Origin of the sequence: Sorangium sp. So ce119, assembly GCF_051524405.1 — a bacterium.
In the GTDB taxonomy this organism is placed as follows: domain Bacteria; phylum Myxococcota_A; class Polyangia; order Polyangiales; family Polyangiaceae; genus Sorangium; species Sorangium cellulosum_G.
This window is the reverse complement of record NZ_CP150310.1, coordinates 7,418,139-7,441,109: the sequence shown is the minus strand read 5'-3', so window position 1 is coordinate 7,441,109 and position 22,971 is coordinate 7,418,139. Positions and strand designations below refer to the sequence as shown.

Here is a 22,971-nt window from a genome sequence, read left to right as displayed (position 1 = left end):
CTCCGGCGGCCGGCCGAGGCGCACCGCGGCCGGCGCGCGCGGCGCTCCCCGACCGGCGCGCGGAACGGCGCGCGGCGGTCGCCGCCGCGCCCGCTCAGCGGGCGAGCGCCCGCGTCTCGCCCACGTCGAGGATCCAGAGCGCGTCGCCCGGGAGCCCGCGCTCCTGCCAGCCGGCGCGCACCCGCTCCGGCGGCTCGCCGGGGGGCTCGTCCGTCAGCCGGTAGGTGCCCCAGTGCATCGCCACCAGCCGGCGCGCGCCGAGCAGGAGGCTCGCCTCGATCGCCTCCTCCGGGCACATGTGCTGGGGCTGCATGAACCAGCGTGGATCGTAGGCGCCGATCGGCAGCATGGCCCAGTCGATCGCGCCGGCGCGCCGGCCGATCTCCGCGAAGCCGTCGAAGAGCGCGGTGTCGCCCGAGTGGTACGCCGTGCCCTCGGCGGCGCGCATCAGGTAGCCGCCCCAGAGCGCGTCGTTCCGGTCCCAGGGAAAGCGCATCGACCAGTGGCGCGCGGGGACCAGCGTGATCTCGACCCCGCCGACGGTGGTGGCGCCCCACCACTCGAGCTCGACGATCTGCTGCGCGCCCGCCTTGCGGAGGATCGCCTCGTGGCCGACGGGCGCGATGTAAAGCGGCGCGCCGCCGAGCTGGGACAGCGTCCACGTGTCGAGGTGGTCGCGGTGGTTGTGGGTGATCAGGACCGCGTCGATGGGCGGCAGCTTGCCGAGCGGGATGCCGGGCGGCGCGAGGCGGCGCAGCGGCCCGGGCCCGTCGCGGTAGATGGGGTCGATGAGCAGCTTCGCCCCGCCCAGCGCGACCAGGAAGGAGGCGTGCCCGATCCAGGTGAGCGACGGCGCGGCGCTCGCGACGAGCGCGCGGTCGTAGGCGCGCGCGGGCGTCGAGAACCCCCCGGGATCCTTGCGGTTTTTGCCGGCGATGGCGTCGACGACCTTCCAGCGGAGGATGTCGGCCGGGCCGCGGCGCGGCTGCGTCGCGAGGTGATCGAAGCGTCCCATGGTCGGCGGTCCTCTCGGCGGGGCGCGCCGCCGGTCAGCTCACGATCTTGAGGGCGCGGCCGACGAGGACCTCGTTGTGGCTGCCGGTCCTGTACCCGCCGAGGTCGAGCGTCACATAGCGGAAGCCGTGCCGCTTGCCGGCGGCGACGATCTCGGCGCGGATCGACGGCTCGGCGGCGCGCGTGAGCTCGCCGGCGTCGAGCTCGATGCGCGCGAGGTCGTCGTGGTAGCGGACGCGGACCTGGCGGAAGCCGAGTCCGCGCAGCGCGGCCTCGAAGCCGCCGATCTGCGCGAGCCGCTCGCGCGTGACGCTGGTCCCGTAGGGGATGCGGCTGGAGAGGCAGGCGGCGGCCGGCTTGTCCCAGATGGGCAGGCCCACGCGCGCGGCGCCGGCGCGCACGTCGGCCTTGCTGAAGCCGAGCTCGACCAGGGGGCTCAGCACGCCCGCCTCGCGCGCCGCCTCGAGGCCGGGGCGGTAGTCGCCGAGGTCGTCGGTGTTGGTGCCGTTCAGGATCGCCGCGAGCCCCCACTCGGACTGCTTGCGCACGGCGATCCGGTAGAGCTCGCTCTTGCAGTGGAAGCAGCGGTCGGGGTTGTTCGCCACGTAGCGCGGGTCGTCGATCTCGGACGACTCGACCAGCCGGTGGTCGGCGCCGATCAGGCGGGCGATCGCCGTGGCCTCTTCCTTCTCGGCCGGCGCGAGGCTCGGCGAGACAGCGGTCATCCCGACGGCCCTCGGGCCGAGCTCCTGGTGGGCGACCGCGAGGACGAAGGCGCTGTCGACCCCGCCGGAGTAGCAGACGAGGACGGAGCCGAGCTCGCGAAGGCGGTCGCGGAGCCGGGCGAGCTTGTTGTCGATGGGCGAGCCCTCGGGCGTGGGCGACGGCGCGGACATGGCTCGCTTCCTTTACCACACGCCGCATGGCGCGCCGGTCGGCCCGGCGCCCGCGGGATCGCGCCGCCTGCTTCCGGCCCCTTGTGCCCGCTCCCGCCAGGTTACTTGCGGTTCGAGCGCGGGTTCTGACACGCTACAGGGCGAGATGGACTCGAAGAGGAAGCAGGCAGGGCGCACCGCCCTGCCGTTCGCGGTCGCGGTGGCGCTCGCGGCCGCCGCGCACGCTGGTCAGGGGTGCGGAGACAACCGGCTGCCGCCGCGGGACCTGCCGCGCGCCGACGAGCAGCGCCCGCTCCCGCGCTGGTACCCGGAGAAGGCCTGGTCGGAGCAGGGCGGGGAGAGCCAGGTCTACATCGAGGGCAAGATCGTCTTCGAGACGAACAAGGCGGTGATCCGGCCGGGCAGCGAGAAGACGCTGGAGACGCTGCTCCAGTTCCTCAAGGAGCACACGGAGGTGACGCGGCTGCGGATCGAGGGGCACACCGACGCGCAGGCGAGCGAGGAGCACAACCAGGACCTCAGCGCGAAGCGCGCCCTCGCGGTCGCCAACTGGCTGGTCGATGGCGGGGTCGACAACCTCCGGCTGATCGCGGTCGGCTTCGGCGAGTCGCGCCCGCTCGGGCCGAACGAGATCGCGGCGGGGCGCAGCGAGAACCGCCGGGTCGAGTTCCACGTCGCCGAGGTGAACGGGCGCCCCTTCCTGGGGCAGGACCCGTACGCGGGCGGCCTCGCGCTGGAGGTGCTGAGCCTGGACGAGCGCAAGCTGCGCGCGCAGCAGGCCGCGCAGCCGAAGGCGCCGCCGCTGCGCAGGGGCTTCGTGGCGACGGGCGACGAGGTCAGGCCGGTGCAGGTCAAGCCGCGGGGCCAGGCCGCGCCGGAGGGCGAGCCGCCGGCGCCGAGCGCGCCGGCCAAGGACGGCGCGCCAGCGAAGCCGGCGGACGGGAGCTGAGCGACCTCGGAGGCGGTCGCCGGCGGGCGGGGGCCGGCGCCCTCGGAGGCGGTCGCCGGCGGGCGGGGGCCGAGCGCGCTCAGGGCCCGAGGTGCCGCTCGCGCGGCGACCGCGTGCGGTACCGCTCCAGGAGCGCGAGCGTCGCGTCGAGCGACGCGTCGTAGGGGAGCACGTTGCCCTTCGGCGTGGCGTACTCGAGGTAGAGGTTGTCGTCGGTGGAGAGGATCGGCCCGCCGTCCTCGGCGGCGTCGGCGATGAGCCGGTCGAGGTCCTCGCCAGAGGTCACGAGGTCGCCGAGCAGGTCCGCGAGCCGCGCGCCGGCGAGCGCGGGCTGGAGCGCCGGGCGCGCGTCGAGCGCGGCGAGGCGCGCCTCCGAGGCGACGAGCGGCGCGGCGCTCGCGACAAGGATGCCCTGCGCGCCGCCCACGAACAGCGCCACGTGCGGGAAGGCGCTGCGCATCGTCCGCACCACGGCGGCGAGCTCGCGCCGCCGGATGTGGTGGAGCTGCACCCATTGCTGCAGGATGCCACCCTCGGCGAGCCGGGAGCGGGCGAGCTCGTAGAACTCGCGGCTGTAGAGGCTCGCCGCGCCCGCGAACCAGACGCTGGAGAGCTCGATCGTGATGAGGTCGTAGCGGCGCTGCGCGACGAGCAGCTCGTTCCTGCCGTCGTTGAGCGAGAGGCGCACGCGAGGGTCGTCGAGCGCCTGGAGGCTCGGGCCCGCGAAGAAGCGGCGAGAGGCCTCGACGATGGCGGGCGAGATCTCGACGACGTCGATGCGCTCGAAGGGGTAGGCGGCGATGGTGCCGGTCGTCGTGCCGGTGCCGAGGCCGATGACGAGCGCGGCGCGCGCGTCGCGGACGAAGAGCGAGGGGAAGTGCGCGAACCGCCGCTGCGCCGTCATCTCGGGGCCGTCGTCGCCCTGGAACTTGCCGTTCGTGTACATGGTCGAGACGCCGGCGCGGTGCGCGACGGTGGTGACGCCGCCGTGCACGTCCTCGCGCACGAAGTCGATGCGCTCGGGGCGCGGACCCATGGCGAAGTAGACGTTCGCGCCGCTCGTGAGGCGCGCCATGTCCCAGCGGGGCGCGAGCGCGGCGAGGGCGGCCGCGGCGGCGGCGACGGCGAGGGCGCGGGGGAGCTCGGCGCGGGCGCGCGCGGCGGCGAGGACGGCGGTCAGGGCGAAGGCGAGCGCGATCGCGAGGAGGGCGCGCTCCGAGCCGAGCACGGGCAGGAGCAGGTAGCCGGTAACGATGGATCCGGCGATCGTGCCGAGGGTGTTGGCGGAGGTGAGCCGGCCGACGCGCGCGGCCACGTCGGCGTGCGCGGCGGCGCGCGCGAGGAGGAGGGGGAACGTGGTGCCCATGCACAGCGTGGGCAGCGCGAGGATCGCGAGCGCGGCGAGCGCGCGGCACGCCTCGCGGCCGGCCCAGCTGTCGACGTGCTTGCCCGCGAAGGCGAAGATCCGCGGGAGCTGGTCCCAGAGCGGGATGGTGGCCGCGAGCGAGAGGGCCGCGGAGACGAGCCCGCGCCAGAGCGCGCCCTCGCCGTGGCGGCGCGCGAGGACATGCGAGCGCGCGGCGCCGGCCGCGAGGCAGACGAGGAAGACGGCGAGCATCAGCCCGAAGGCGTAGGCGCTGTTGCCGATGAGCAGCGCGAGCAGGTGCGTCTGGACGACCTCGGCGGCGAAGACCAGGAAGCCCGAGGCGAACGCGAGCGGGAGCAGGAACGCCGGCTCGCCGCGGTCGGCGAGGGCGGCGTCCAGGGAGCGAGCCTCTGGCGAGCGGGCCTCGGGGGAGCGGGCCCCGGCAGAGCGAGCCGACGCCGCGGCGTCGAGCGCGGGCGCCGCGCCGCGGAGCCCGGCGGCGATCGCGACGGCGCCGAGGGCGAGGTTGGCGATCGCCGCGGACCAGAGCGCGCCGCGGATGCCGAGGTGCGGGAGGACGACGTAGGCGCCGGAGAGCGCGCCGGCCGCGCCGCCCGCCGTGTTGATGGCGTACAGCGAGGCGAGGCGGCGCGCGGCGTCGTGGTCCGCGGGGGGCGCGCCGCCGTCCGGCGCGGCGCCGGCGTCGGCGCGGACGATGCGCGAGAGCACGGGCAGCGTGGCGCCCATCGCGACCGTGGGGACGACGACCACGAGGGCCGTCAGCGCGGCGCGCGCCGCGGTGAGCAGCGTGAGCGACTCCGGCGCGGCGCGGGCGACGGCGACGTAGGCCGAGGTCAGGGCCTCGAACAGGAACGGCGAGACGGCGCAGATCGCGCCGACGATCGCCTCGAGCGCGCCGTAGACGACGAGCGGGCGGCGGGCGGACGCGGCGTGCCGGCCGCCGAGGTGCGCGCCGAGGGCGAGGCCGCCCATGAAGGAGGCGAGGACCGTGCTCACGGCATAGGCGGTGGCGCCGAAGACGTAGGCGAGCAGCTTGGAGAAGGCGACCTCGTAGAGGAGGCCGGTGGCGCCAGAGACGAAGAACAGGGCGGCCACGAGCGGGAAGCGGGAGCGCACGGGCGCGCACGCTAGTACAGGCGCGGGAGGAGGAGGCATCTTAGCGGCGCGCGAGGGGCGCTCGATGTGCCGTCCTCGGCGGCGCTCCTCGGGCAAACCCGGACCTCCAAGGAGCGCCGGCGCGACTGGCGTCACGCCAGGGCGGGCCGCTTATCCCGGGCGTGATCGCCCAGCGTCGCCCCGCCGTCGCGCCGCCGCGCGCGCCCTGGAGCCCCGCTTCATGACCGCGCCGCCGGCCGCGGGGGCCCTCGCGCCGGCCGTCGCCGGCCCGGGCGCGGCGATCGAGCTCGACGACGTGAGCCGCCGCTATGGCGCGCAGATCGCCGTGCGCGACGCCTCGCTCCGCCTCGCGCCGGGCGCGCTCCACGCGATCGTCGGCGAGAACGGCGCCGGCAAGTCCACGCTCCTCAAGCTCGCCGCCGGCGTGCTCGCGCCCGACGCCGGCGTCGTCCGGGTCGACGGCGTCCCGCTCCGGCCGGCGACGCCCGCCGAGGCCGCCCGCCGCGGCGTGGGCATGGTCCACCAGCACTTCATGCTCGTCGGGAGCTTCCGCGCGCTCGAGAACCTCGTGCTCGGCTGCGAGCCCGCGCGCCGCGGGGGGCGCCTCGACCTCGCCGCTGCCCGCGCCGGCGCCGGCGCGCTCATGCAGGCCGCGGGGCTCTCGATCCCGCTCGACGCCGTGACGTCCGCGCTCACCGTGGGCGAGCGGCAGAAGCTCGAGATCCTGCGGGTGCTCTACCGCGGGGCCCGGGCGATCCTGCTCGACGAGCCGACGGCCGTGCTCTCTCCGCTGGAGGCCGACGAGCTGTACGCGACCCTCCGGCGCCTCGCGCGCGAGGGCCGCACGGTCGCGGTCGTGACCCACCGGCTCGACGAGGTGATCCGGTTCGCGGATCGCGTCACCGTGATGCGCCGCGGGCAGGTCGCGCTGTCCTGGCCGGCGGTGCGCCGGTCGGCGGACGTGGAGCGCGAGCTCACCTGCGCGATCATGGGCGGCGAGCCGCCGCCGCAGGTCGAGCGGCCGCCGCTCGCCGAGGGCGCGCCCGCGGCGCTCGAGGTCGCCGGGCTCACCGTGACAGGCGCCGGCGGGCGGCGCCTGCTCGACGGCGTGAGCCTCGCGGTGCGCGCGGGGGAGATCGCCGGCGTCGCGGGCGTCGAGGGCAACGGCCAGCGCGAGCTCGTGCGCGCCCTCGCCGGGATGGAGCCGCGCGCGGCCGGTCGCGTCGCCGTCGGCGGGGTCGAGATCTCCTCGTGGGGCATCCGCGCGCGTCGGGCGTGCCTCGGCGTGGTGCACGAGGACCGCCACGCCGAGGGCCTGCTCCTCGACGCACAGGTCCGCGACAACCTCGTCCTCGGCGACCTCGGCGAGCTGCCGCGAGGCGCCCGCGGGCGCGCCGCCGAGGCGGCCCTCGTCGCGCGCCGCGTCGCCCGCTTCCGCGTCGAGCCGCCGGATCCGGCCCGCCTCGCGGGCGAGCTCTCCGGCGGGAACCAGCAGAAGATCGTGGTCGCGCGCGCGCTCGACCGCGTCGCGCCGGCGGCGCCCGGCCCGGGCGAGGCGACCCGCGCGCCGCGGCGCGCCGCCGCGGTCCTCGCCCAGCCGACCCGGGGCGTCGACGTCGGCGCCGCCGCGGTGATCCACGCGGCCATCGCCGAGGCCTCCAGGGCGGGGCTCGCGATCCTCGTGATCAGCGCGGACCTCGGCGAGCTCCGGCGGCTCTGCCACCGGCTGCTCGTGATGCGCCAGGGCAAGATCGTCGCGAGCCTGCCCCCGGGGTGCTCCGACGAGCAGATCGGGCGCGCGATGCTCGGCCTGGAGGCCGCGTGAGCGCGGCCGGCGCGCCGTCCACGCCCGCGCGCTGGCGGCGCCCGCTGCGCCGGCTGCAGGCGGGCGCCCTCCCGGCGGCGCTCGTGCTCGGCGGCATCCTCCTCGCCCTGAACCTCATCTCGTTCAGCTTCGGCGAGGCGCCGATCTCGGTGCTGGTCCGCGCCTTCGAGGGCACGTGGGGCACCCCGTACGGCGTGGGGCAGGTGCTCTTCAAGGCGACCCCGCTCCTCTTCACCGGGCTCGCCTTCTCCATCGCGCTGCGCGCCGGCCTCTTCAACATCGGCGCCGAGGGGCAGGTCGCGATGGCGAGCCTCGCGGGCGCCGTCGTCGCGGCCGGGCTCCCCCCGGGCACGCCGTGGGCCGTCGCCGTCCCGGCGTCGATCGGGTGCGCCATGGCGACCGGCGCCGGCGTCGCGCTCGTCCCCGCGCTCCTGCGCGCGCGCCTCGGCGCCCACGAGATCATCAGCGGGATCATGATGAACCGCATCGCCGACGTGCTCGCGCCGTGGCTGCTCGCGTCGGTCCTCGGCGCGGCGGCGATGCGCACCGCGGACGCCATCCCCGCGGCCACGCTGCCGCGGCTCGACCGCTTCGTCCCCGCCCTGCGCGGCAGCGCCGCGAGCGTCGCCTTCGTCCTCGCGGTGGCGCTCGCGTTCGCGGCGCACCGCGCGCTGTCGCGGAGCCGCGCGGGCCGCGAGATGCGCTTCGTGGGGCTGGGCGCCGAGGCCGCGCGCGCCGAGGGCATCGACGTGCCGCGCCGCCGCCTCGCGGCGATGCTCGCCTCCGGCGCCGTGGCCGGCGCCGCCATGACCGCGACCACGCTCGGCTACAAGGGGTACTACGAGCTCGGCCTCGGCGCGGGCGCGGGCTTCTCCGGGATCCCGGTCGCGCTGCTCGGCCGCGGGACGCCGCTCGGGCTCGTCCTCGCGGCCGTGCTCTTCGGCACCCTCGAGCAGGCCGGCCTCGCCGTCAACGCGCGCGTCCCGAAGGAGGCGATGGACGTGCTCGAGGCGCTGGCCATCGTGCTCGTCGCCGCGGCGTCGGGCCTCGGCGAGCGCGCGCGCGGCCCGCGCCTCCCCGGGGCGGCGCCGCGGTGAGCCCGCCCGCGCTCGTGATGGCCGCGGAGACGCTGCGGATCGCCGCGCCGTACGCCTGCGCGGCGATCGGCGGCATCTGGGCGGAGCGCGCGGGCGTCGTCCAGATCGGCCTCGAGGGGGTGCTGCTCGCGAGCGCGTTCGCGTCGGTGGCGGTCGCCCTCGCGACGGGCAGCGCGGCGGCCGGCCTCGCCGCCGCGATCGCCGCGGGCGCCGCCCTCTCGCTCGGCCACGCGTTGCTCGTCGAGCGCGCCGGCGTGCACGCCGTCATCAGCGGCATCGCGCTCAACCTGCTCGCCTACGCGGGCACGCGCCTCCTCCTGCGCGGCCTCTACGACAGCTCCTCGAGCTCGCCCGCGATCGAGGGCTTCCGCGCCGGCCCGACAGGGAAGAGCGGCGCGGCGCTGCTCGCGCGCGTGCTCCTGGATCCGATCGCCCTCGCGGCGGCGCTCGCGGTCGCGGCCACGCCGCTCCTGCTCGCGCGCACCCGCTTCGGGCTCCGCGTGCGCGCCGTGGGCGAGGACGCGGTCGCCGCCGCCGCCGCGGGCGTCCCCGTGACCCGCGTCCGCTGCGCCGCGCTCGCGCTGTCCGGCGCGATCTGCGCGCTCGGCGGCGCGCACCTCGCCTATGACCAGCACCGCTTCGACGCCGGCATGTCGAGCGGCCGCGGCTTCATCGCGCTCGCGGCCGTCGTCGTGAGCGGCCTGCGCGCCGGCCGCGCGGCGCTCGCGTGCCTCGTGTTCGGCGCGCTGGAGGCCCTCCAGATCGCGCTCCAGCCCGCGGCGCGCGGGGCGTCGCGCGCGGGCGATCTCGTGCAGCTCCTGCCGTACGTCGCGACGCTCGCGGCCCTGGCGCTCGCGGCGCGGCGCGCGGCCGCGCGGCCCGGCGAGCGCGCCGATCCGTGACCTACCTCGTCGGATCGCCGCGGCGCGGCGCGCGGCCGCGCGGCCGGGCGCGCCGGCGAAGGGCGCCGCGCCGCCGCGGCGCGGGCCGTCAGGGCTCCGCGCTCTTCTCCGGCGCGATGCCGTCCCACCAGGCGGCGAGATCGATCTCGATCGCGTCGAACGGCGCGGCGCGCACCTTCTCGTCCGCGCCGTGGATGCCGAGCTCCATCCACCTGCCCTCGACGTGCTGGGCGACGAGGAGCGTCCGGTCGCGGGGATCGACGTACCAGATGTGCGGGACGCCGATCCGATTGTAGAAGCGGCGCTTGACGATCTGGTCGTAGCTCGCGGTGCTGGGCGACAGGATCTCGCAGACCCAGTCAGGCACGACGGTGATGGGGCCCTTGCTGGGGAGCGCCGGGAGACGTTCCCGGCGAAAGCCCGCGAGGTCGGGCGACACCTCCGGCGCGCCGGGCAGCTGGATGCTCGGCTCCGGGAGGATCCACCAGCCGCCCGGGCCGCCCCGCCCTCGCTGGAACGGGTTCGTCAGGTCCGTCGTGATCAGCCCCTCGACGCTCGCGTGCGGGGCGCGCGGGCGAGGGAAGGCGTAGAGCGTGTCGTCGAGGATCTCGCCGCGCCAGGTCGGCGGCAGCGCCTCCAGGTCGGCGAGCGTGGCCGGACGGACGAGCCGAGGTGCGAGTTCCATGGGGCGCGATCATCGTACCGCAGGAAGGAGGGGGGCGCTCCGCGGACGAACCTGTCCCTCGCCGCCCGTCACCAGCCCAGCCGCTGCAGCCGCTCCCGCGCCCCCTTCACCCCGAAGATCGTCTCCTCCCCGGGCGGCACGACGGGCGCGAGCAGCACCGCCGCGAGCACCGCGGTCACCAGCAGCGGCGCGCGCGCGTCGTCGCCCGCGACCTGCGGCTCGCGCACCTGCCACGCGCGCCGCGCCCGCCCGAGCAGCGCATCGAACCCGCGCCCGCCGATCGCCCGCACCCCCGCCGCGGCCGCCGCCCGGACCAGGGGCGCGCGATCCAGCGGCACCGTCAGCACGAGCACCCGGCTCGACGCGCCGCCCGCGCGCGCGACGTCGACCTCCACGGCGTCGGCCATCGGCGTGCCCCCCGACGGGTACGCCTTCTTCTGCACGAGCGTGAGCTCCGCCCGGAAGAAGACGCGCGCCTGGTGCGCCCACCGGTGCTCGTCGATCCGCGCCTCGGGCTCCGGCGACAGCAGCGACCAGCCCTCGCTCGGCCGCAGCAGCTCGATCCGTCCTTCGGCCCACCCATTTACGTCGAATTCCATACGCGCGCCCGCTGCCACGGTAATCCGGGAGCGACCAGGTCCCGATCGCGCGAAGGCGCGACCGGCGCTCCGTGATCCATGTCATCTAGGGTAAAGGTTAGCCCTGCATGCCGAAGTCCGATCAGGGGTCGGAAGAGCAAGGCCGGGCCGCCCTGAGGGCGGCCCTGTTCGTACATCGCCGCGCTCCGCTCTCGCGCCTGCTCGCTCGTCGCGGGCTCGGCCCCTACCGCGGGTACGGCGAGCTGCTCGAGGCGCTCGACAGGCTCGCCGACCGCGGGGCGCAGCTCTCGCTGATCGGGCGCTCGGTCCGCGGTGAGCCGCTGCTCGCGGTTCAGCTCGGCGCCGCCGCGCCGGCCGGCCACCACCAGGAGCGCGCGGACCTCTCGGCGGTGCCCGGCCAGCGCGGGGGAAGCTCCGGGGGTGGGGGGAGCCCGCAGCGCACGGGGAGCCCGCGGCGTGGCGGCAGCTCGCTGAACGGCGCGCCCGGTCCCGGGGCGCACCACGGCGTCGGCGCGACGGCCGACGCGGACGATCGTGCGCCGGACGACGCCGCCCTCGCGCAGCCGGCCGAGCGCGCCGGCCCGCTCGATCGGCGGGGCCCCGGCGGCGCAGGGCCGCGCGAGCGCGCGCGGACGACGGTGATCCTGTCCGGGATCCACCCGCTCGAGTGGATCGGCGTCGAGACCCACCTCGCGCTGCTCGAGCGCCTCGCGGCCGAGGACCTCGGCGGCCGGTCGATCTTCGCCGTCCCGATCGTGAACCCGGACGGGCTCCTCCGCGTCGAGATGAACCTCCGCTCCGGGCGCCGCCGGTACGTGCGCGGCAACGCCCGCGGCGTCGACCTCAACCGGAACTTCGACGCCGGATGGTACGAGCGCGGCCTCGTGCAGCGCCTCGTCGGGCTCGTCTCGTCGCCCGGCAGCCGCCCCGCGAGCGAGCCGGAGGTCGAGGCCATCGCGCACGCGCTGTCCTCGCGCCGGATCGATCGCGCCCTGTCGCTGCACAGCGCCGGCGGCGCCGTGCTGTACCCGCCGGCGCACAGCCTCTGGCCCGTCGCCGACGCCGCCGAGCACCGCGCCTTCGCTCTGCGCGTCGCGCGCGCCGCGGACCGCAGGCCGTACCGCGCCATGTCGTACGTCCGCTTCGCCTGGGGCATCCGCAAGGCGGGCCTGGAGATCGACTGGCTCCACGATCGCCACGGGGCGCTGTCGCTCCTCGTCGAGTGCTCGCGCGGCGAGCTCGGCCTGCGCCCGTCGCGCCTCGTCGAGCCGTTCGCCTGGTTCAACCCCCGCAAGCTCGACGACGCCGCGCCGCAGCTCGTCGAGGCCGTCCTGCCCTTCGTGAAGGGCGCGCGCGCCTGAGCGCGCCGCTCAGAGCTCGACCGGCTCGCCGGCGGGGAGCTTCTGCGCGCCGAGGATGAGGCCGACGACGGCGAAGGTCGCCGCCATCAGGCCGTACGCCGTGAGCGCCCGGTGCTCGATCAGCCAGCCGGCGCCGATCGGGCCCACGATCTGCGAGACGCTCGCCAGCGACTGGCTCACGCCGAGCGCCGCGCCCTGCTCGTCGCGGCCGACGCTCTTCGTGAGCAGCGTGGTGATGCTCGGCCGCACGACCGCCGAGCCGAACGCCCCGACCGCCACGAGCAGCAGCAGCGCGGGCAGCCCGTACGCCGCGCCGAGCAGGCCGTAGCCGATCACCATCGTGGCGAAGCCGACCACCGCGAGCCGCTGCTCGCCGTACCGCTTCGCGAGCCGGCCGAGCGCGCCGCCCTGGATGCTCCCGCCGATGAGGCCCGAGAAGGCGAAGATGTAGCCCGTCTCCTTGACGCCGAAGGCGAAGCGCCGCTCGAGGAAGAGCGCGAGGCCGCCGATCAGCGTCGAGAACGAGAGGGAGAAGGCGAAGAACTCGAGCAGCCGGCGCCGCGCGAGCGGCCGGTCGAAGAAGCGGCGGAAGGCGTCCCCGCGGCCGACGGACGCCGGTCGGGCGGCCCCGGCTTCGGCCGACTCGGTCGCGGCCGCCGGCGCGATCGGCTTCGCGGGCAGCAGCGTGGCGGTCAGGAGGATCGACGTCAGCGACAGCGCCGCCGCGCCGAGGGCCGGGGCCCCGTAGCCGAACCGGCTCGCGAGCTCCCCCGTGATGGCCGGGCCGAGCAGGAACCCCGAGCCGAAGGCGATGCCGATCAGGCCGAACGCCCGCGTGCGCTCCTCCGGCCGGGTCACGTCGCTGATGTACGCCTGCGCGATCGTCAGGTTCCCGGCCGTGAGGCCGTCGATGATCCTCCCCAGGAAGAGCATCCAGAGCGAGCTCGCCGAGCCGAGCACCAGGAACCCGATGAACGTGCCGGTCTGGCTCGCGAGCAGCGTCGGCTTGCGGCCCACCCGGTCGGAGATCCGCCCGAGGATCGGCCCGGAGACGAGCTGACAGACCGCGTAGCTCGCCGCGAGCACGCCGACCACGAGCTCGCTGGCGCCGAAGTGCTCGGCGTAGAACGGCAGCAGCGGCAGGACGAGCGTCAGGCCGAGGACGTCGACGAAGACGGTCAGGAAAATCGGCAGGAGCGGCGAGCGGCGCATGGTGGCTCTCGGGGGCGATGGACTGCGGGGGAGGACCCGGGCGGTCCGCGCCGGCGATGGTCGGGGCGGCGGACGGGCGTCCGGACGGCGGTGTCCTCATGACCCATCTGCGCGGCGGCGTGTACCCTCCAGCGCTCCCCGGCAGCCCGCCCGGCCCGCGGGCCGGCCCAGGGCCCCCTCGCGGCGGCTCAGCGCGTACCTCGCCCTGATCGCCCTGCCTGCTCCGCCTGCTCTGCCTGCTCTGATTGCCCCGCCGCGCGCGGCTCGGGCGCGTGGAGCGCGAGCGTCATCTGGATCTCGTCCAGGATGACGCCGTCGACCCGGAACGCGTCGTCGCGGGTGCCGGCGGGGACGAAGCCCATGCGCGTGTAGAGCCGCACGGCGCGCTCGTTGTTGGAGAAGACGCCGAGATCGAGGTAGGAGAGGCCCGCCCTGTCGCGGGCCCACGCGATCGCCGTCTCGAGCAGGCGTCGGCCGTGGCCCTGCCCCGTGTACGGGCGGAGGATGCCCATCGCGACGACGGCGCGGTGGCACTCCGACCGCACGCGGCCGCCGCGCAGCTCGATGTGTCCGACGACGCGCGGCCGCGGCTCGCTGGACAGGAGCAGCCAGGCCCGGCCCCAGAGCGGCTCGTCGAGCGGCTTGCTCCAGCGCTCGCGCGCGCTCTGCTCGACCTCGTCGGGCGCCAGCGACGTCGCGACGGCGAAATGAGGCGCGCCGTGCCGGCCGGACTCGGCCACGTGCTCGATGACGTAGGCCATGAAGGCGCGCGCGTCCGAGCGCTGCGCCGGAACGATGGCGGGGAGGGCGGGGGAGGGGTCCATGCCGTGGCGCGCGCCGCGCCGCGGGCAGCGTAGTGCCGCGGCAGCGCGCGTGCGACCGGGAAAGGCGGCGGCGCAGGCGACGCTCGAGCCGGCGACCCGACGGTCTGCGCGGAGCGCCTCGCGCGCGGGGCAGGCAGTCGCCCGCGCGCGCTCGGCTCGCTCAAGCTGGAGGGGGAAAGGAGGACCGGAGGAGAGGAGGGCGGGGGCCCCGGCGCGGGGCCCCCGGCGCGACAAGCCGCGGATCAGTCGCCGTAGATGCCGAGCTGGTCAGGAGCCGCGAGGCCGAACTGGGCCATCATCTGGAGCAGGTAGTCGGGCACCGACTTGTAGCTCTTCAGCTCGTACGCGTAGTGGTTCTTGTAGATGGTGAGCTGCGTGCAGTTCGGGTTGACGTTCTGATCGCAGGCCGGCACCTCCTTGAGCGCGCCGAGCGGGGGCACGTCCTTGATCGCGGGATCCGGGACGATGATCGCGACGCCATCCGGGTGGTACGTGAGCATCGCGCGGCCGTACCTGTTGAAGCCCTTGCCGTACGCGGCGACGTACGCGGGATCGGTGGGGATGCTGGGGATGCTGCCGTCCGGCGCCAGCTCGCCGGGCTCCAGTTTGCCGACGTACTTCTCCGTGTCGAGCTGGTACCCCTTCGCGGTGAGGGCGTTGGCGTACTCGAGCACGCGGGCCGCGATGCCCTTCTGCACCCACTTGCCGCCGGAGGTCTCGCAGGAGGCCCGGTCCGCGCCGGTCCCGAAGAGGCACTCCATGCCGTACGTGCGGGCGTAGTAGATCTGCCCGGACGACGGGTCCTGCCACTCGATGCGCTGCTCGATCCCGGGCTCCGCGTCGTGGCCGAGCCGGTAGATGCGCATCATGTCCATCCAGTTCGTCTTGCCGTTCGCGGGGATGTACGCGAGCGTCCAGGCGACCAGGAACTTCTGCACCTCCCAGCCGACCTGCGGGTCGACCGCGACGGTCCGGCTCACGGTCTCCGGGTTGAAGTCTCCGCCGATGTAGTTCGTGCAGAGGTTCTTCCCGTCGCTCGGGAAGCAGACCTGCGGCCCCTCGGTCGGCCACCAGCTCACCCAGCCCATCGGGCGCGACGGGAACTCCTTCGCCAGCGGATCGGGATCCGTCGTGTTCGCGTCGAGCAGCGGGAAGCCGTTCTCGTCGGCCTCCAGGCGCGGCGCGAGCAGCGAGCGGTCGCCGGTGAGGGCGTTGGCGAGCAGACGGCGGTACCCCTCGGGGAGGATGTCGGCCATGCCGACCGCGCGGAAGCGGGCGTCGTAGAAGTCGCGGCGGGAGCTGCTCACGAACCGGTCCTCCGACTCGGAGAGCAGGATCGCCGTGCTGATCTTGTCGTAGTAGCTGCCCGCGTTGATCGTGTAGTCGGTGTCGAAGTCGCCGTTGTTCTCCGAGTTCGCGTTCTCGAGCGGGTGACCGCCGAAGCCGATGTCCTTCAGGTAGCCGGTCGAGCCGTTCGGGATCTGCACCAGCACGGGGCTGTTCGTGGTGCCGCCGAAGCCGCCGAAGTCGGTGCCGGCGCCGTAGTCGTCGCCGTCCTTGTTCGAGCGGAGGACCGGGTCGTTGAACAGCGGGTCGCGCAGGTAGTGCGGCCCCTCCTCCGGGCGCGAGAGCTGCCTGGCGAAGTGGTCGAACGCCACCGTCGCGGCCACGACGTTCTCCTGCAGGCCGCCGTCGATGAGGAGCGGCCACAGCGTGTCGAACGACAGGCCCTGGTTCGTCGCGAGATCCTGGTAGATCGTCCCGAAGAACCCGATGCCGCCGGCGATGCCGAGCAGCTTCTCGTTGTACCGGCCGTACGAGCGATCCGCCGCGCCGCGGACGCTGAACGTCGTGCGGCCGCGCCGGAAGTTGTCGAAGATGTGCCTGTTCTCCTGCTGGGTGATCAGGAACATGAGCTGCTCGTACGGGTCGGCGCCGTTGTCGTGCCGGAAGACCGAGACGTTGCCGGTGTCGGCCCAGTTGTCGCTCGCGAACGCGTACGGGACGCGGACGCGCTTCTGCTCGTCGACCGCCGGCCCGCCGCGGAAGCTCCCGAGCGAGGTCTCGCCGTCCTGCGGCTTGCGCAGGTTGCGCCACGCCACGTAGTCGACCGGCTGCTGGCGGCAGCGCTTCGTCTCGCCGTCGACCGTGACGACGCCGCCGTCGATGACCTGGTGCCACTTGCCGTCGAGGCTCTCGTTCCAGCTCGCGGGCGGCTTCGCCGGCACCTCGTAGCAGTCGGTGATGACGTTGTACTGCGACTGGAGCTGCGAGTAGTGGAAGTCCGTGACGCTGTCGTCGGTCCTCGAGAACGTCCCGTACTTGATGCCCGCCAGCCCGCCGAAGGTGTCGGTCGCCGCGAGGAGCGCGCCGCCGATCTTGCCGCCGGCCTGGTAGTTGCGGTCGCCGTTGTCGTAGACGCTCACCGTGTCGCCGTAGAAGAAGCGCGCGGCGGCGAAGTCGTAGACGCCCAGGCCGACGAGGTCCTGCGAGACGTCGCCCGGGTAGTCCATGACCGTGGAGTGCTGGAACATCCAGATCATGTTCTTCTGCTCTTCGTCCGTCATCGCGTCGAAGTAGCGGGGGCCGACGCACTCCGCGGGATTCTGGCCCGCCGCGCCGGTGCACGGCTCCGTGATCTTCCCGTTCTTCGTCCTGAGCTGCCAGTACTGGGGCCGGAAGAAGAGCGAGGCGTAGGTGCTCACGAAGTTGTGCCGGAGGCCGACGGAGTGCCCCATCTCGTGCGCGATGACCGCGTACTGATAACGGCGCTGGATGTACTTGAACATCCGCTCGTGGCGCGCCCGCTTGTCCGCGGACGTCTCGTTCTCGCCCACGGGGAACTTCTCGCGGAGCGCCTCCGCGAGGCCGGTCATCGCCGACGCCTCGGGGGCCTCGTGCAGGATGCAGGCGCCGCGCGCGGCGAGCGCGTTGTCGTGCATGCGGCGGAGCTCCGACTGCACCTTCGGGTTGTTCATCGCGAACGGCGAGGCGGCGGCGGCGAGCGGGCCCTCGATCGGCATGCCGGCGGGGACGCCCGCGCGCTGGAGCATCGCCGGGTTCATGAGCTCCGCCTCGGCGACGGTGCCCCGGGCGGCCTTCATGCGGGCGCTCACGACCGCCTGCTGCGGGGAGGGGATGTCGCCCCGCACCGCGATGTCGGCCACCTCGGCCTTCATCGGCTTGAGGAGCGCCTTGATCTGCGGGGAGGCGCCCTGCGCGACGAGGTCCTTGTACTGCTCGGGGTCGAGCTTCGTGGCGCTCGCGAGCCGCGACGTGACCTCCTGCCTGGTCATCGTGGGGCCCTGGCCGCCGCCGGAGACGCGGCTCGCCTGCGCCCAGTCGCGGATGTACTTGCCCTCGGTGATCTCGGAGGTCGGGAGCTCGCCGTTGATGTAGCGGACGAGATCGACGAGCCCCTGCGCCGCGGAGTCGGTGACGTGGCTCCAGATGTTGATGCTGGCGGCCACCTTCTCGCCCGTCACCGGGTCGTCGGCGTCGACCATGATGCCCCACGACGAGGGGGTCTGCGGCTTCTCGATGATGAGGACGCTGTGGTAGCGGAGGTCGCCGAGCCGCGGAGAGAGCCCCTCCTCACCGCAGGACGGGTGATCGCTCGAGATGACGGGGTTGTGGCAGAGCACGAACACCGGCTGCTGCGCCACGACGGCGCCGATGGCGAGCGTCGCCTGATCGTCGCCGCGCCGCGCCGAGAGCTCGGCGACGGCCGCCCTGGCGGCGTCGTCGCACGCCGGAGCGTCCCAGCCGTTCTCGCGGCGGCACGTGTTCAGGTCGCGGGAGATCGCGATGGCCTCGTCGATGTCCTCCTGCTGGCCCTTCCACATCGGGAACCGGGCCTCGCAGTCCTGGCCGCCGGTCTTCCGGCACTCGACGAGGCGCGACGTCTGGATCGCGGTCTTCATCGCGAGGTCCCACTCCTCGGTGGCCCAGTTGGTCGCCTCGAAGAGGTCCTCCGACGTGTCGCCGCCGATGTACCAGGGGATGGTGACGGCCTCGCGCTGCGCGTAGGGCAGCGTGCACTTCTGCTTGTACACGTCGCACTGCGAGCCCGGCCCGGCCGCGGCGCACTCGTCGGCGGTGCCGTCGTTGTCCTCGTCGCGGTTCGGGTCGGCGGTCAGGTCGCCGGCGACGTGGGTCGTCTCGGGGGTCGCGCAGGCGATCGCGCCCTCCATCGTCTCCGGGGTCTCGTAGAAGTGGCTGCGCTTCCAGAGGTTGTAGCGGGCCGCGAAGCGCCGCCACTGGTTGTCCACGAGGCCGTACTTGCGGTCGTAGCCGTAGCGGTAGTCGAAGTTGAAGATGCCGAACGCCTGGAACCGGACGCCGTCGAAGTCGACCGGCTCGTAGTCGGTGTCGACCACCCTCTTGAACGACTGCCGGATCTTGAGCTCGACCGGGTTGCAGTTGCCGTACGGGTCGGTGCCGCCGGCGAAGTCGCCCGGGAGCATGCAGGACGGGAACTTGTCGATGCCCCAGCCGAGGCTCGACAGGTCGATCATCGCCGGCGTGGCGAACGCCTTCGTCGTGACGTCGAAGTAGCCGGCCTCGGGGTCGAGGTGCGGGGCGTCCTCGGCGGTCTCGTCGTCGGTCTGGCTGACGTGGTAGGCGAGCGGCTCGTACTCGATGCCGCCGTAGAGGCCGAGCTGCGAGAGGGTGTCGAAGTTGTAGGCGTCGGTGGCGAGGTTGCGCGACCAGTCGACGCGGATGTACGGGCGCTTGTACCAGGGCAGGTCGGTCGTGTTCTCGACGACGACGTTCGCCTTCTCGCCCGTGGCCGGGTTGTAGTCGTTCTTGATCTCGAAGTGCGACTCGATCGCGTAGCTCGCGACGATCTGGCCGTCGTTCGTCGCCTTCTTGGTGACGCCGTTATAGCTGTTGCCCTTGCCGTCGGTCCCCTCGATGCGCTCGTAAGCGAGCCGAGCATTGAGCTGGTGCTCGGTGATCTCCCATTTGATCCGGGAGACAGGCTGGGCATACGTCGACGTGAACAGGCCATCCTGTGCGGCGCCGTACCCGACGTCGATGACCGTACCCCGCATGTAGAACTCGGGGTCGTCGGAGATGTCTTCCAGCTGGTCCCCGACGAAGAAGGACTTGGGAAGGACGTCCCTCTGCACCCTGTTAATGTCGTCGCGCTCCTGGGCGCAGCCCGCCCCCACGACGGTCGTTGCGACGGTACCGAGGAGCACCGCACGCTTTAAAATTCGATTCATCAACGATCCTCCGAAGCTGCCTGTCGAGATCGATGCGCAAGCCGGCCCTTCGCGACGCACACGGCGCGACGCGAGGTAACTCCCCCAGGCAAGAACGCTGCCAACGCGCTGCCAGCGTTCGATTCCGTGCCCTTTCGATAAGTTAAGCACCTGTCGCACATTTGCACCGGGGGTGGCGTTAAAGAGTTAACTGCTGCCTGTCGAGCCCGCGACGGCGCCGTGTGCGGGGTGACGGTGGTCGGGACGGCAGGTCGCGCGAGCGCGGGCGGCAGCAGCGCGCGGCGTGGCGCGGCGCGCTGCTGTGCCCGGAGCGCGCCGCCGCCGAGGTCGACAAGTCGTCCGCTGTCACGTTCTTTGATATGGTCGCCGCGTGCACTCTGCCTCGCATCGATCGCGCGGGTCGCGCAGGCGCGCGGACAGCCCTGGCGCCGGTGCGCTGCTGCACGGGCGGCGCGGCGGCCCGGGAGCGAGCGAGCGGTACGGACGCCCGCGGCGTAGCGGGCGGGGCGAGCGGCGGCGGGTGCCAGGCGCATGAGGCACGAAGCTCTCCTCGGCCGCAAGGTGGCCGGGCGGTTCACGATCACCCGCTTCCTCGGCGAGGGCGGGATGGCCAGCGTCTTCGTCGCCGAGCGCGACGCCGAGCCCCGCCGGGTGGCGCTCAAGATCATGAACCCGGAGTTCACCGCCGATCGCGCGTTCGTCCGGCGCTTCCAGCGCGAGGCGAAGGCGGCGGCGCGGGTCAAGCACCCGAACTCTGTCAAGATCTTCGAATACGGGATCGAGGGCGCGCTCAGCTACATCGTCATGGAGCTGCTCACGGGGGACGACCTCTACGCGCTCCTCGAGCGCCACGGCGCGCTCGGCCAGGCGAGGGCGGTCCGGCTCGTCTCAGAGGTGTGCGAGGCGCTCGCGGTCGCCCACGAGATGGGCGTCGTGCACCGCGACCTGAAGCCCGAGAACATCATGGTGGTCGCCGACCCCACGCACCCTCACGGCGAGCGCGTGAAGGTGCTCGATTTCGGCATCGCCAAGATCCTCGACACCGCCACGCCCGGCGATGAGCCCGACATCCACGCGGACCCGCTGTCCGTCGTCACGCGCGCGGGCACGTTCGTCGGTACTCCGGCCTACATGTCTCCCGAGCAGTGTGGGCTGCTGCCCGTCGATCAGCGGACCGACCTGTACACCTGCGGGGTGCTGCTGTTCCAGCTCGTCACGGGGCGGCTGCCGTACGAGGGCGAGACGCCGCTGCACACCGCGACGCTCCACATCCACGCGCCGGTGCCGGCGCCGCGCGGCTCCGCGCCGGGGATCGACCCGCGCCTCGAGGCGCTGATCGTCAAGGCGCTCGCCAAGGACCCGGCGGCCCGGCACCAGACGGCGCGCGAGCTCGGGTATGGGCTGCGGAGCCTGCTCGCCGATCTGCCCGACACGGCGGTGGGGCTCGGGCCGATCTCGCGCCGGCAGCCGAGCTCGCTGTTCTCCCGGGAGGCGCCGCCGGGGCGGACGCCGCAGTCCTCGTTTCCGCCGCTGACGTCGCTGCCGAGCTCAACGTCGGTGCCGCTCTCTCCGCCCGGCGCGAGGCCGGAGGTCTCGATCGAGTCGGCCCGGACGCTCGTCTCCGGCGGATCGGGCCGCGAGGCCGGACCGGCGCCGGTGCTGCTCCACACGCCCCCCTCGGAGTTCCCGCCGACGCTCGATCCGACGCAGATCCAGGCGCCAGCGGGCGGCGAGGCGCAGCGCTGGTCCGGGGAGTCGGTGCCGGAGATCTCGCTGCAGCTCCCGTCCTGGACCCACGGCCCCAGCGAGGCGCTGCTCGCGGGGAACGGCCTGGCGTCGCCGAGCTCGTCCGACGATGCGGGAGACGACGACAGCACGTTGACGATGGTCCGCCAGGACGAGCTGCGCGCTCCGCCGAAGGTCCGCGTCCACACGGCGTCGTACGATGAAGGGGACGAGCTCGACCTCACGCCGCCCGGACGCGACGTGAAGGCGACGCTCCGCTCGGCCGAGGATTTCGGGCTGGGCACGCCCGAGAAGCGGGCCGAGGTCGGCCTGGTGCGCGTCGACTCCGCGCCGGCCGCCCCGCCGGTGACGCCGCAGAGCCCGCAGTTCGACGCCGGCGCGGCGTGGGACAGGCGGTCGAGGCGCGTCACCAGCAACACGCTCCGGCTCGTGTCGTCGCACGGACCGGCCGAGAGCCAGCTCCCCACGGTGACGCCCGGCGAGCTCCAGGCGGCGAACCCGACGGGGTTCGGCGCGGCGCCCGAGTTCGGCGAGGCGCCCGAGTTCGGCGCGGCGCCCGAGTTCGGCGCGGCGCCGGAGCTCGGCGCGGCGGGCGCGCAGGTCTCCGGGGGCGCCGCGGCGGTGGTCCGGGCGAGCGCTGCCGCGGCGGCCTCGCCGGGCTCGCTGCCGCTCGGGCTCGCCGCGACCCTCGCGGAGCAGCGGGCGGCGCTCGAGCGGCGCGCGACGATGCCCGACACGTTCGTCGTGCCCCAGGCGCCGCCCGCGCCGCCGGCGCGGGAGCCGAGCTGGCTCGCGGGCAAGCGCGGGCTGATCATCGGCTTCGTCGCCGGGATGCTCATCACGGCGGCGGCGATGTTCCTGCTGATGCGGCACCTCTGAGGCGCGCCGCGCGATGGAGCGCGCCGCGCGGACGCGGCGAGGCGCGGAGGCGGCGCGCGCCTCAGGGGAAATCGTACGTGAGCAGCCGGCACTCGATCGGGCCGTTGAACACGGTGAGCGAGCGCTCCGGCCGGCGGCGCATCGCGCGCTCGATCTCCTCGGTGCCTGAGAGGACGGCGACGCGGTGGCCCGCGAGCCGCGAGAACGCGGCGGCCACGTCGCGGTAGAGCGCGGCCGTGCCGGGGAGGCGCTCGCCGTAGGGCGGGTTGGTCAGGACGTGCCCCGGCGGCGCCGTCGGGGCGAGCGCCGTGATCGACTGGCAGCGGACGTCGAGCTGCACGCCGGCCATCCGGGCGTTGCCGAGGGTGATCTCGGCGGCGCGGGGGTCGATGTCGGCGGCGAGGATCGGCGGGCCCTCGGGTTGGATCCGCGCGCGGGCGGCGTCGCGGAGCGCGGTCGTGCGCTGCGCGGCGGCCTGATCGTGGCAGGCCCACCGCTCGAAGCCGAAGCGCTGCGCGCGCAGGCCGGGGGCGATGTCGCGCGCCCAGAGCGCGGCCTCGAGGGCGATCGTGCCGGCGCCGCACATCGGGTCGACGAGCGGGCGGGCGCGGTCCCAGCCGGAGAGGCGGAGCAGGGCGGCGGCGAGGGTCTCCTTGAGCGGCGCCCCGCCGATGTGCGTGCGGTAGCCGCGGCGGTGGAGCGCGGCGCCGCCGAGGTCCGCGTAGAGCGTCGCGCGGTCGCGGACGAGGTGGACGAAGAGCGCGAGGTCCGGGTCGTCGAGGTCGACGGACGGGCGGGCGCCGACGCGGCGCCGGATCTGGTCGACGATGGCGTCCTTGGTCCGCTGGGCGATGAACTGGGTGTGGGTGAGCGCGCTCGAGCGGCAGGAGGCGCGGACGGCGAGCGTGTGGACCGGGCTCAGGTAAGGGGCCCAGTCGACCCCGGAGACACCCTCGTAGAGCGCGTCCCCGCTGGGCGCGTCGAAGGAGGCGAGCTCGGCGAGCACGCGCACGGCGGTGCGGAGCTCGATGCAGGCGCGGAAGCCCTCGTCCGGGGCGCCGGAGAAGTGGACCCCGCCGCGATCGGCGCGGACGCCGCGGAAGCGGTGCTCGCGGAGCTCGTCGCGGAGGGCGGGCTCGGTGCCTTTGGCGGCGGTCGCGAAGAAGTCCATGGCGACGGGGCTTGTAGCCGATCGATCGCGCGGCGGCCCTCACGAACGCGCCCGTCCGGCCCGCGCGGCGGGCCGCG

General features: G+C 74.5%; 15 protein-coding genes. 6 read left to right on the top strand and 9 right to left on the bottom strand.

Features of this window, described 5'->3' with window-relative positions:
• Positions 1-94 precede the first annotated feature (94 nt).
• Entirely contained in the window at positions 95-1,015 is a 921-nt protein-coding gene (locus tag WME76_RS28005) for an MBL fold metallo-hydrolase (RefSeq protein ID WP_437955333.1), read from the bottom strand.
• Positions 1,016-1,049: 34 nt separating this feature from the next.
• Positions 1,050-1,910, bottom strand: coding sequence for an ATP-dependent sacrificial sulfur transferase LarE (gene larE / locus WME76_RS28000; protein WP_437955332.1), 861 nt, complete (start codon positions 1,908-1,910; stop codon positions 1,050-1,052).
• 145 nt (positions 1,911-2,055) lie between these two features.
• On the opposite strand from larE, the gene WME76_RS27995 reads away from it, so the two are divergent.
• Positions 2,056-2,859, top strand: a complete 804-nt coding sequence (locus tag WME76_RS27995) for an OmpA family protein (protein WP_437955331.1) — start codon at positions 2,056-2,058, stop codon at positions 2,857-2,859.
• Positions 2,860-2,938: 79 nt separating this feature from the next.
• Here the strand turns inward: WME76_RS27995 and WME76_RS27990 are convergent, their stop codons facing one another.
• Positions 2,939-5,362: a fused MFS/spermidine synthase gene (locus tag WME76_RS27990; protein ID WP_437955330.1), complete on the bottom strand. Its 2,424-nt coding sequence runs from the start codon at positions 5,360-5,362 to the stop codon at positions 2,939-2,941.
• A gap of 220 nt (positions 5,363-5,582) precedes the next feature.
• Here WME76_RS27990 and WME76_RS27985 point away from each other — a divergent pair, with 220 nt between their 5' ends.
• Genes WME76_RS27985 through WME76_RS27975 form a run of 3 tightly spaced genes read left to right on the top strand, consistent with a single transcriptional unit; the run spans position 5,583 to position 9,186 of the window.
• Positions 5,583-7,187, top strand: a complete 1,605-nt coding sequence (locus WME76_RS27985) for an ABC transporter ATP-binding protein (protein WP_437955329.1) — start codon at positions 5,583-5,585, stop codon at positions 7,185-7,187.
• Positions 7,184-8,284, top strand: a complete 1,101-nt coding sequence (locus WME76_RS27980) for an ABC transporter permease (RefSeq protein WP_437955328.1) — start codon at positions 7,184-7,186, stop codon at positions 8,282-8,284. The genes WME76_RS27985 and WME76_RS27980 overlap by 4 nt, the downstream gene beginning before the upstream one ends.
• The gene (locus WME76_RS27975) at positions 8,281-9,186 is read left to right on the top strand and encodes an ABC transporter permease subunit (RefSeq protein WP_437955327.1); all 906 of its coding nucleotides are present in this window, start codon (positions 8,281-8,283) and stop codon (positions 9,184-9,186) included. Before WME76_RS27980 ends, WME76_RS27975 begins: the two co-directional genes overlap by 4 nt.
• Before the next feature lie 88 nt (positions 9,187-9,274).
• Here WME76_RS27975 and WME76_RS27970 read toward each other — a convergent pair whose 3' ends face one another.
• On the bottom strand, positions 9,275-9,871 hold the full coding sequence (locus WME76_RS27970) for a Uma2 family endonuclease (protein ID WP_437285236.1): 597 nt from the start codon (positions 9,869-9,871) through the stop codon (positions 9,275-9,277).
• A gap of 68 nt (positions 9,872-9,939) precedes the next feature.
• Entirely contained in the window at positions 9,940-10,470 is a 531-nt protein-coding gene (locus WME76_RS27965) for a hypothetical protein (RefSeq protein ID WP_437955326.1), read from the bottom strand.
• Between the two features lie 107 nt (positions 10,471-10,577).
• Here WME76_RS27965 and WME76_RS27960 point away from each other — a divergent pair, with 107 nt between their 5' ends.
• Positions 10,578-11,831: a M14 family metallopeptidase gene (locus WME76_RS27960; RefSeq protein ID WP_437955325.1), complete on the top strand. Its 1,254-nt coding sequence runs from the start codon at positions 10,578-10,580 to the stop codon at positions 11,829-11,831.
• Between the two features lie 9 nt (positions 11,832-11,840).
• On the opposite strand, the gene WME76_RS27955 is transcribed toward WME76_RS27960, so the two are convergent.
• The 3 genes from WME76_RS27955 to WME76_RS27945 all read right to left on the bottom strand — a co-directional run bounded on the left by WME76_RS27955 (position 11,841) and on the right by WME76_RS27945 (position 19,098).
• Entirely contained in the window at positions 11,841-13,043 is a 1,203-nt protein-coding gene (locus WME76_RS27955; RefSeq protein ID WP_437955324.1) for an MFS transporter, read from the bottom strand.
• 188 nt (positions 13,044-13,231) lie between these two features.
• Positions 13,232-13,867 (bottom strand): N-acetyltransferase family protein, encoded by a 636-nt coding sequence (locus WME76_RS27950; RefSeq protein ID WP_437955323.1) that lies wholly within the window; start codon positions 13,865-13,867, stop codon positions 13,232-13,234.
• 242 nt (positions 13,868-14,109) lie between these two features.
• A complete protein-coding gene (locus WME76_RS27945) occupies positions 14,110-19,098 on the bottom strand; it encodes a hypothetical protein (RefSeq protein ID WP_437955322.1) in 4,989 nt (1,662 codons plus the stop codon).
• 531 nt (positions 19,099-19,629) lie between these two features.
• Between WME76_RS27945 and WME76_RS27940 the strand changes: the two genes are divergently transcribed.
• Entirely contained in the window at positions 19,630-21,723 is a 2,094-nt protein-coding gene (locus tag WME76_RS27940) for a protein kinase domain-containing protein (RefSeq protein ID WP_437955321.1), read from the top strand.
• Between the two features lie 61 nt (positions 21,724-21,784).
• Here the strand turns inward: WME76_RS27940 and WME76_RS27935 are convergent, their stop codons facing one another.
• On the bottom strand, positions 21,785-22,894 hold the full coding sequence (locus WME76_RS27935; RefSeq protein ID WP_437955320.1) for a THUMP domain-containing class I SAM-dependent RNA methyltransferase: 1,110 nt from the start codon (positions 22,892-22,894) through the stop codon (positions 21,785-21,787).
• Between the last annotated feature and the right edge of the window lie 77 nt (positions 22,895-22,971).

Bases quoted from the DNA above. Each gene is read 5' to 3' on its own strand.
- WME76_RS28005 (WP_437955333.1), bottom strand. From the start codon at position 1,015: ATGGGACGCTTCGATCACCTCGCGACGCAGCCGCGCCGCGGCCCGGCC.
- larE (WP_437955332.1), bottom strand. From the start codon at position 1,910: ATGTCCGCGCCGTCGCCCACGCCCGAGGGCTCGCCCATCGACAACAAG.
- WME76_RS27995 (WP_437955331.1), top strand. From the start codon at position 2,056: ATGGACTCGAAGAGGAAGCAGGCAGGGCGCACCGCCCTGCCGTTCGCG.
- WME76_RS27985 (WP_437955329.1), top strand. From the start codon at position 5,583: ATGACCGCGCCGCCGGCCGCGGGGGCCCTCGCGCCGGCCGTCGCCGGC.
- WME76_RS27970 (WP_437285236.1), bottom strand. From the start codon at position 9,871: ATGGAACTCGCACCTCGGCTCGTCCGTCCGGCCACGCTCGCCGACCTG.
- WME76_RS27965 (WP_437955326.1), bottom strand. From the start codon at position 10,470: ATGGAATTCGACGTAAATGGGTGGGCCGAAGGACGGATCGAGCTGCTG.
- WME76_RS27960 (WP_437955325.1), top strand. From the start codon at position 10,578: ATGCCGAAGTCCGATCAGGGGTCGGAAGAGCAAGGCCGGGCCGCCCTG.
- WME76_RS27955 (WP_437955324.1), bottom strand. From the start codon at position 13,043: ATGCGCCGCTCGCCGCTCCTGCCGATTTTCCTGACCGTCTTCGTCGAC.
- WME76_RS27950 (WP_437955323.1), bottom strand. From the start codon at position 13,867: ATGGACCCCTCCCCCGCCCTCCCCGCCATCGTTCCGGCGCAGCGCTCG.
- WME76_RS27945 (WP_437955322.1), bottom strand. From the start codon at position 19,098: ATGAATCGAATTTTAAAGCGTGCGGTGCTCCTCGGTACCGTCGCAACG.
- WME76_RS27940 (WP_437955321.1), top strand. From the start codon at position 19,630: ATGAGGCACGAAGCTCTCCTCGGCCGCAAGGTGGCCGGGCGGTTCACG.
- WME76_RS27935 (WP_437955320.1), bottom strand. From the start codon at position 22,894: ATGGACTTCTTCGCGACCGCCGCCAAAGGCACCGAGCCCGCCCTCCGC.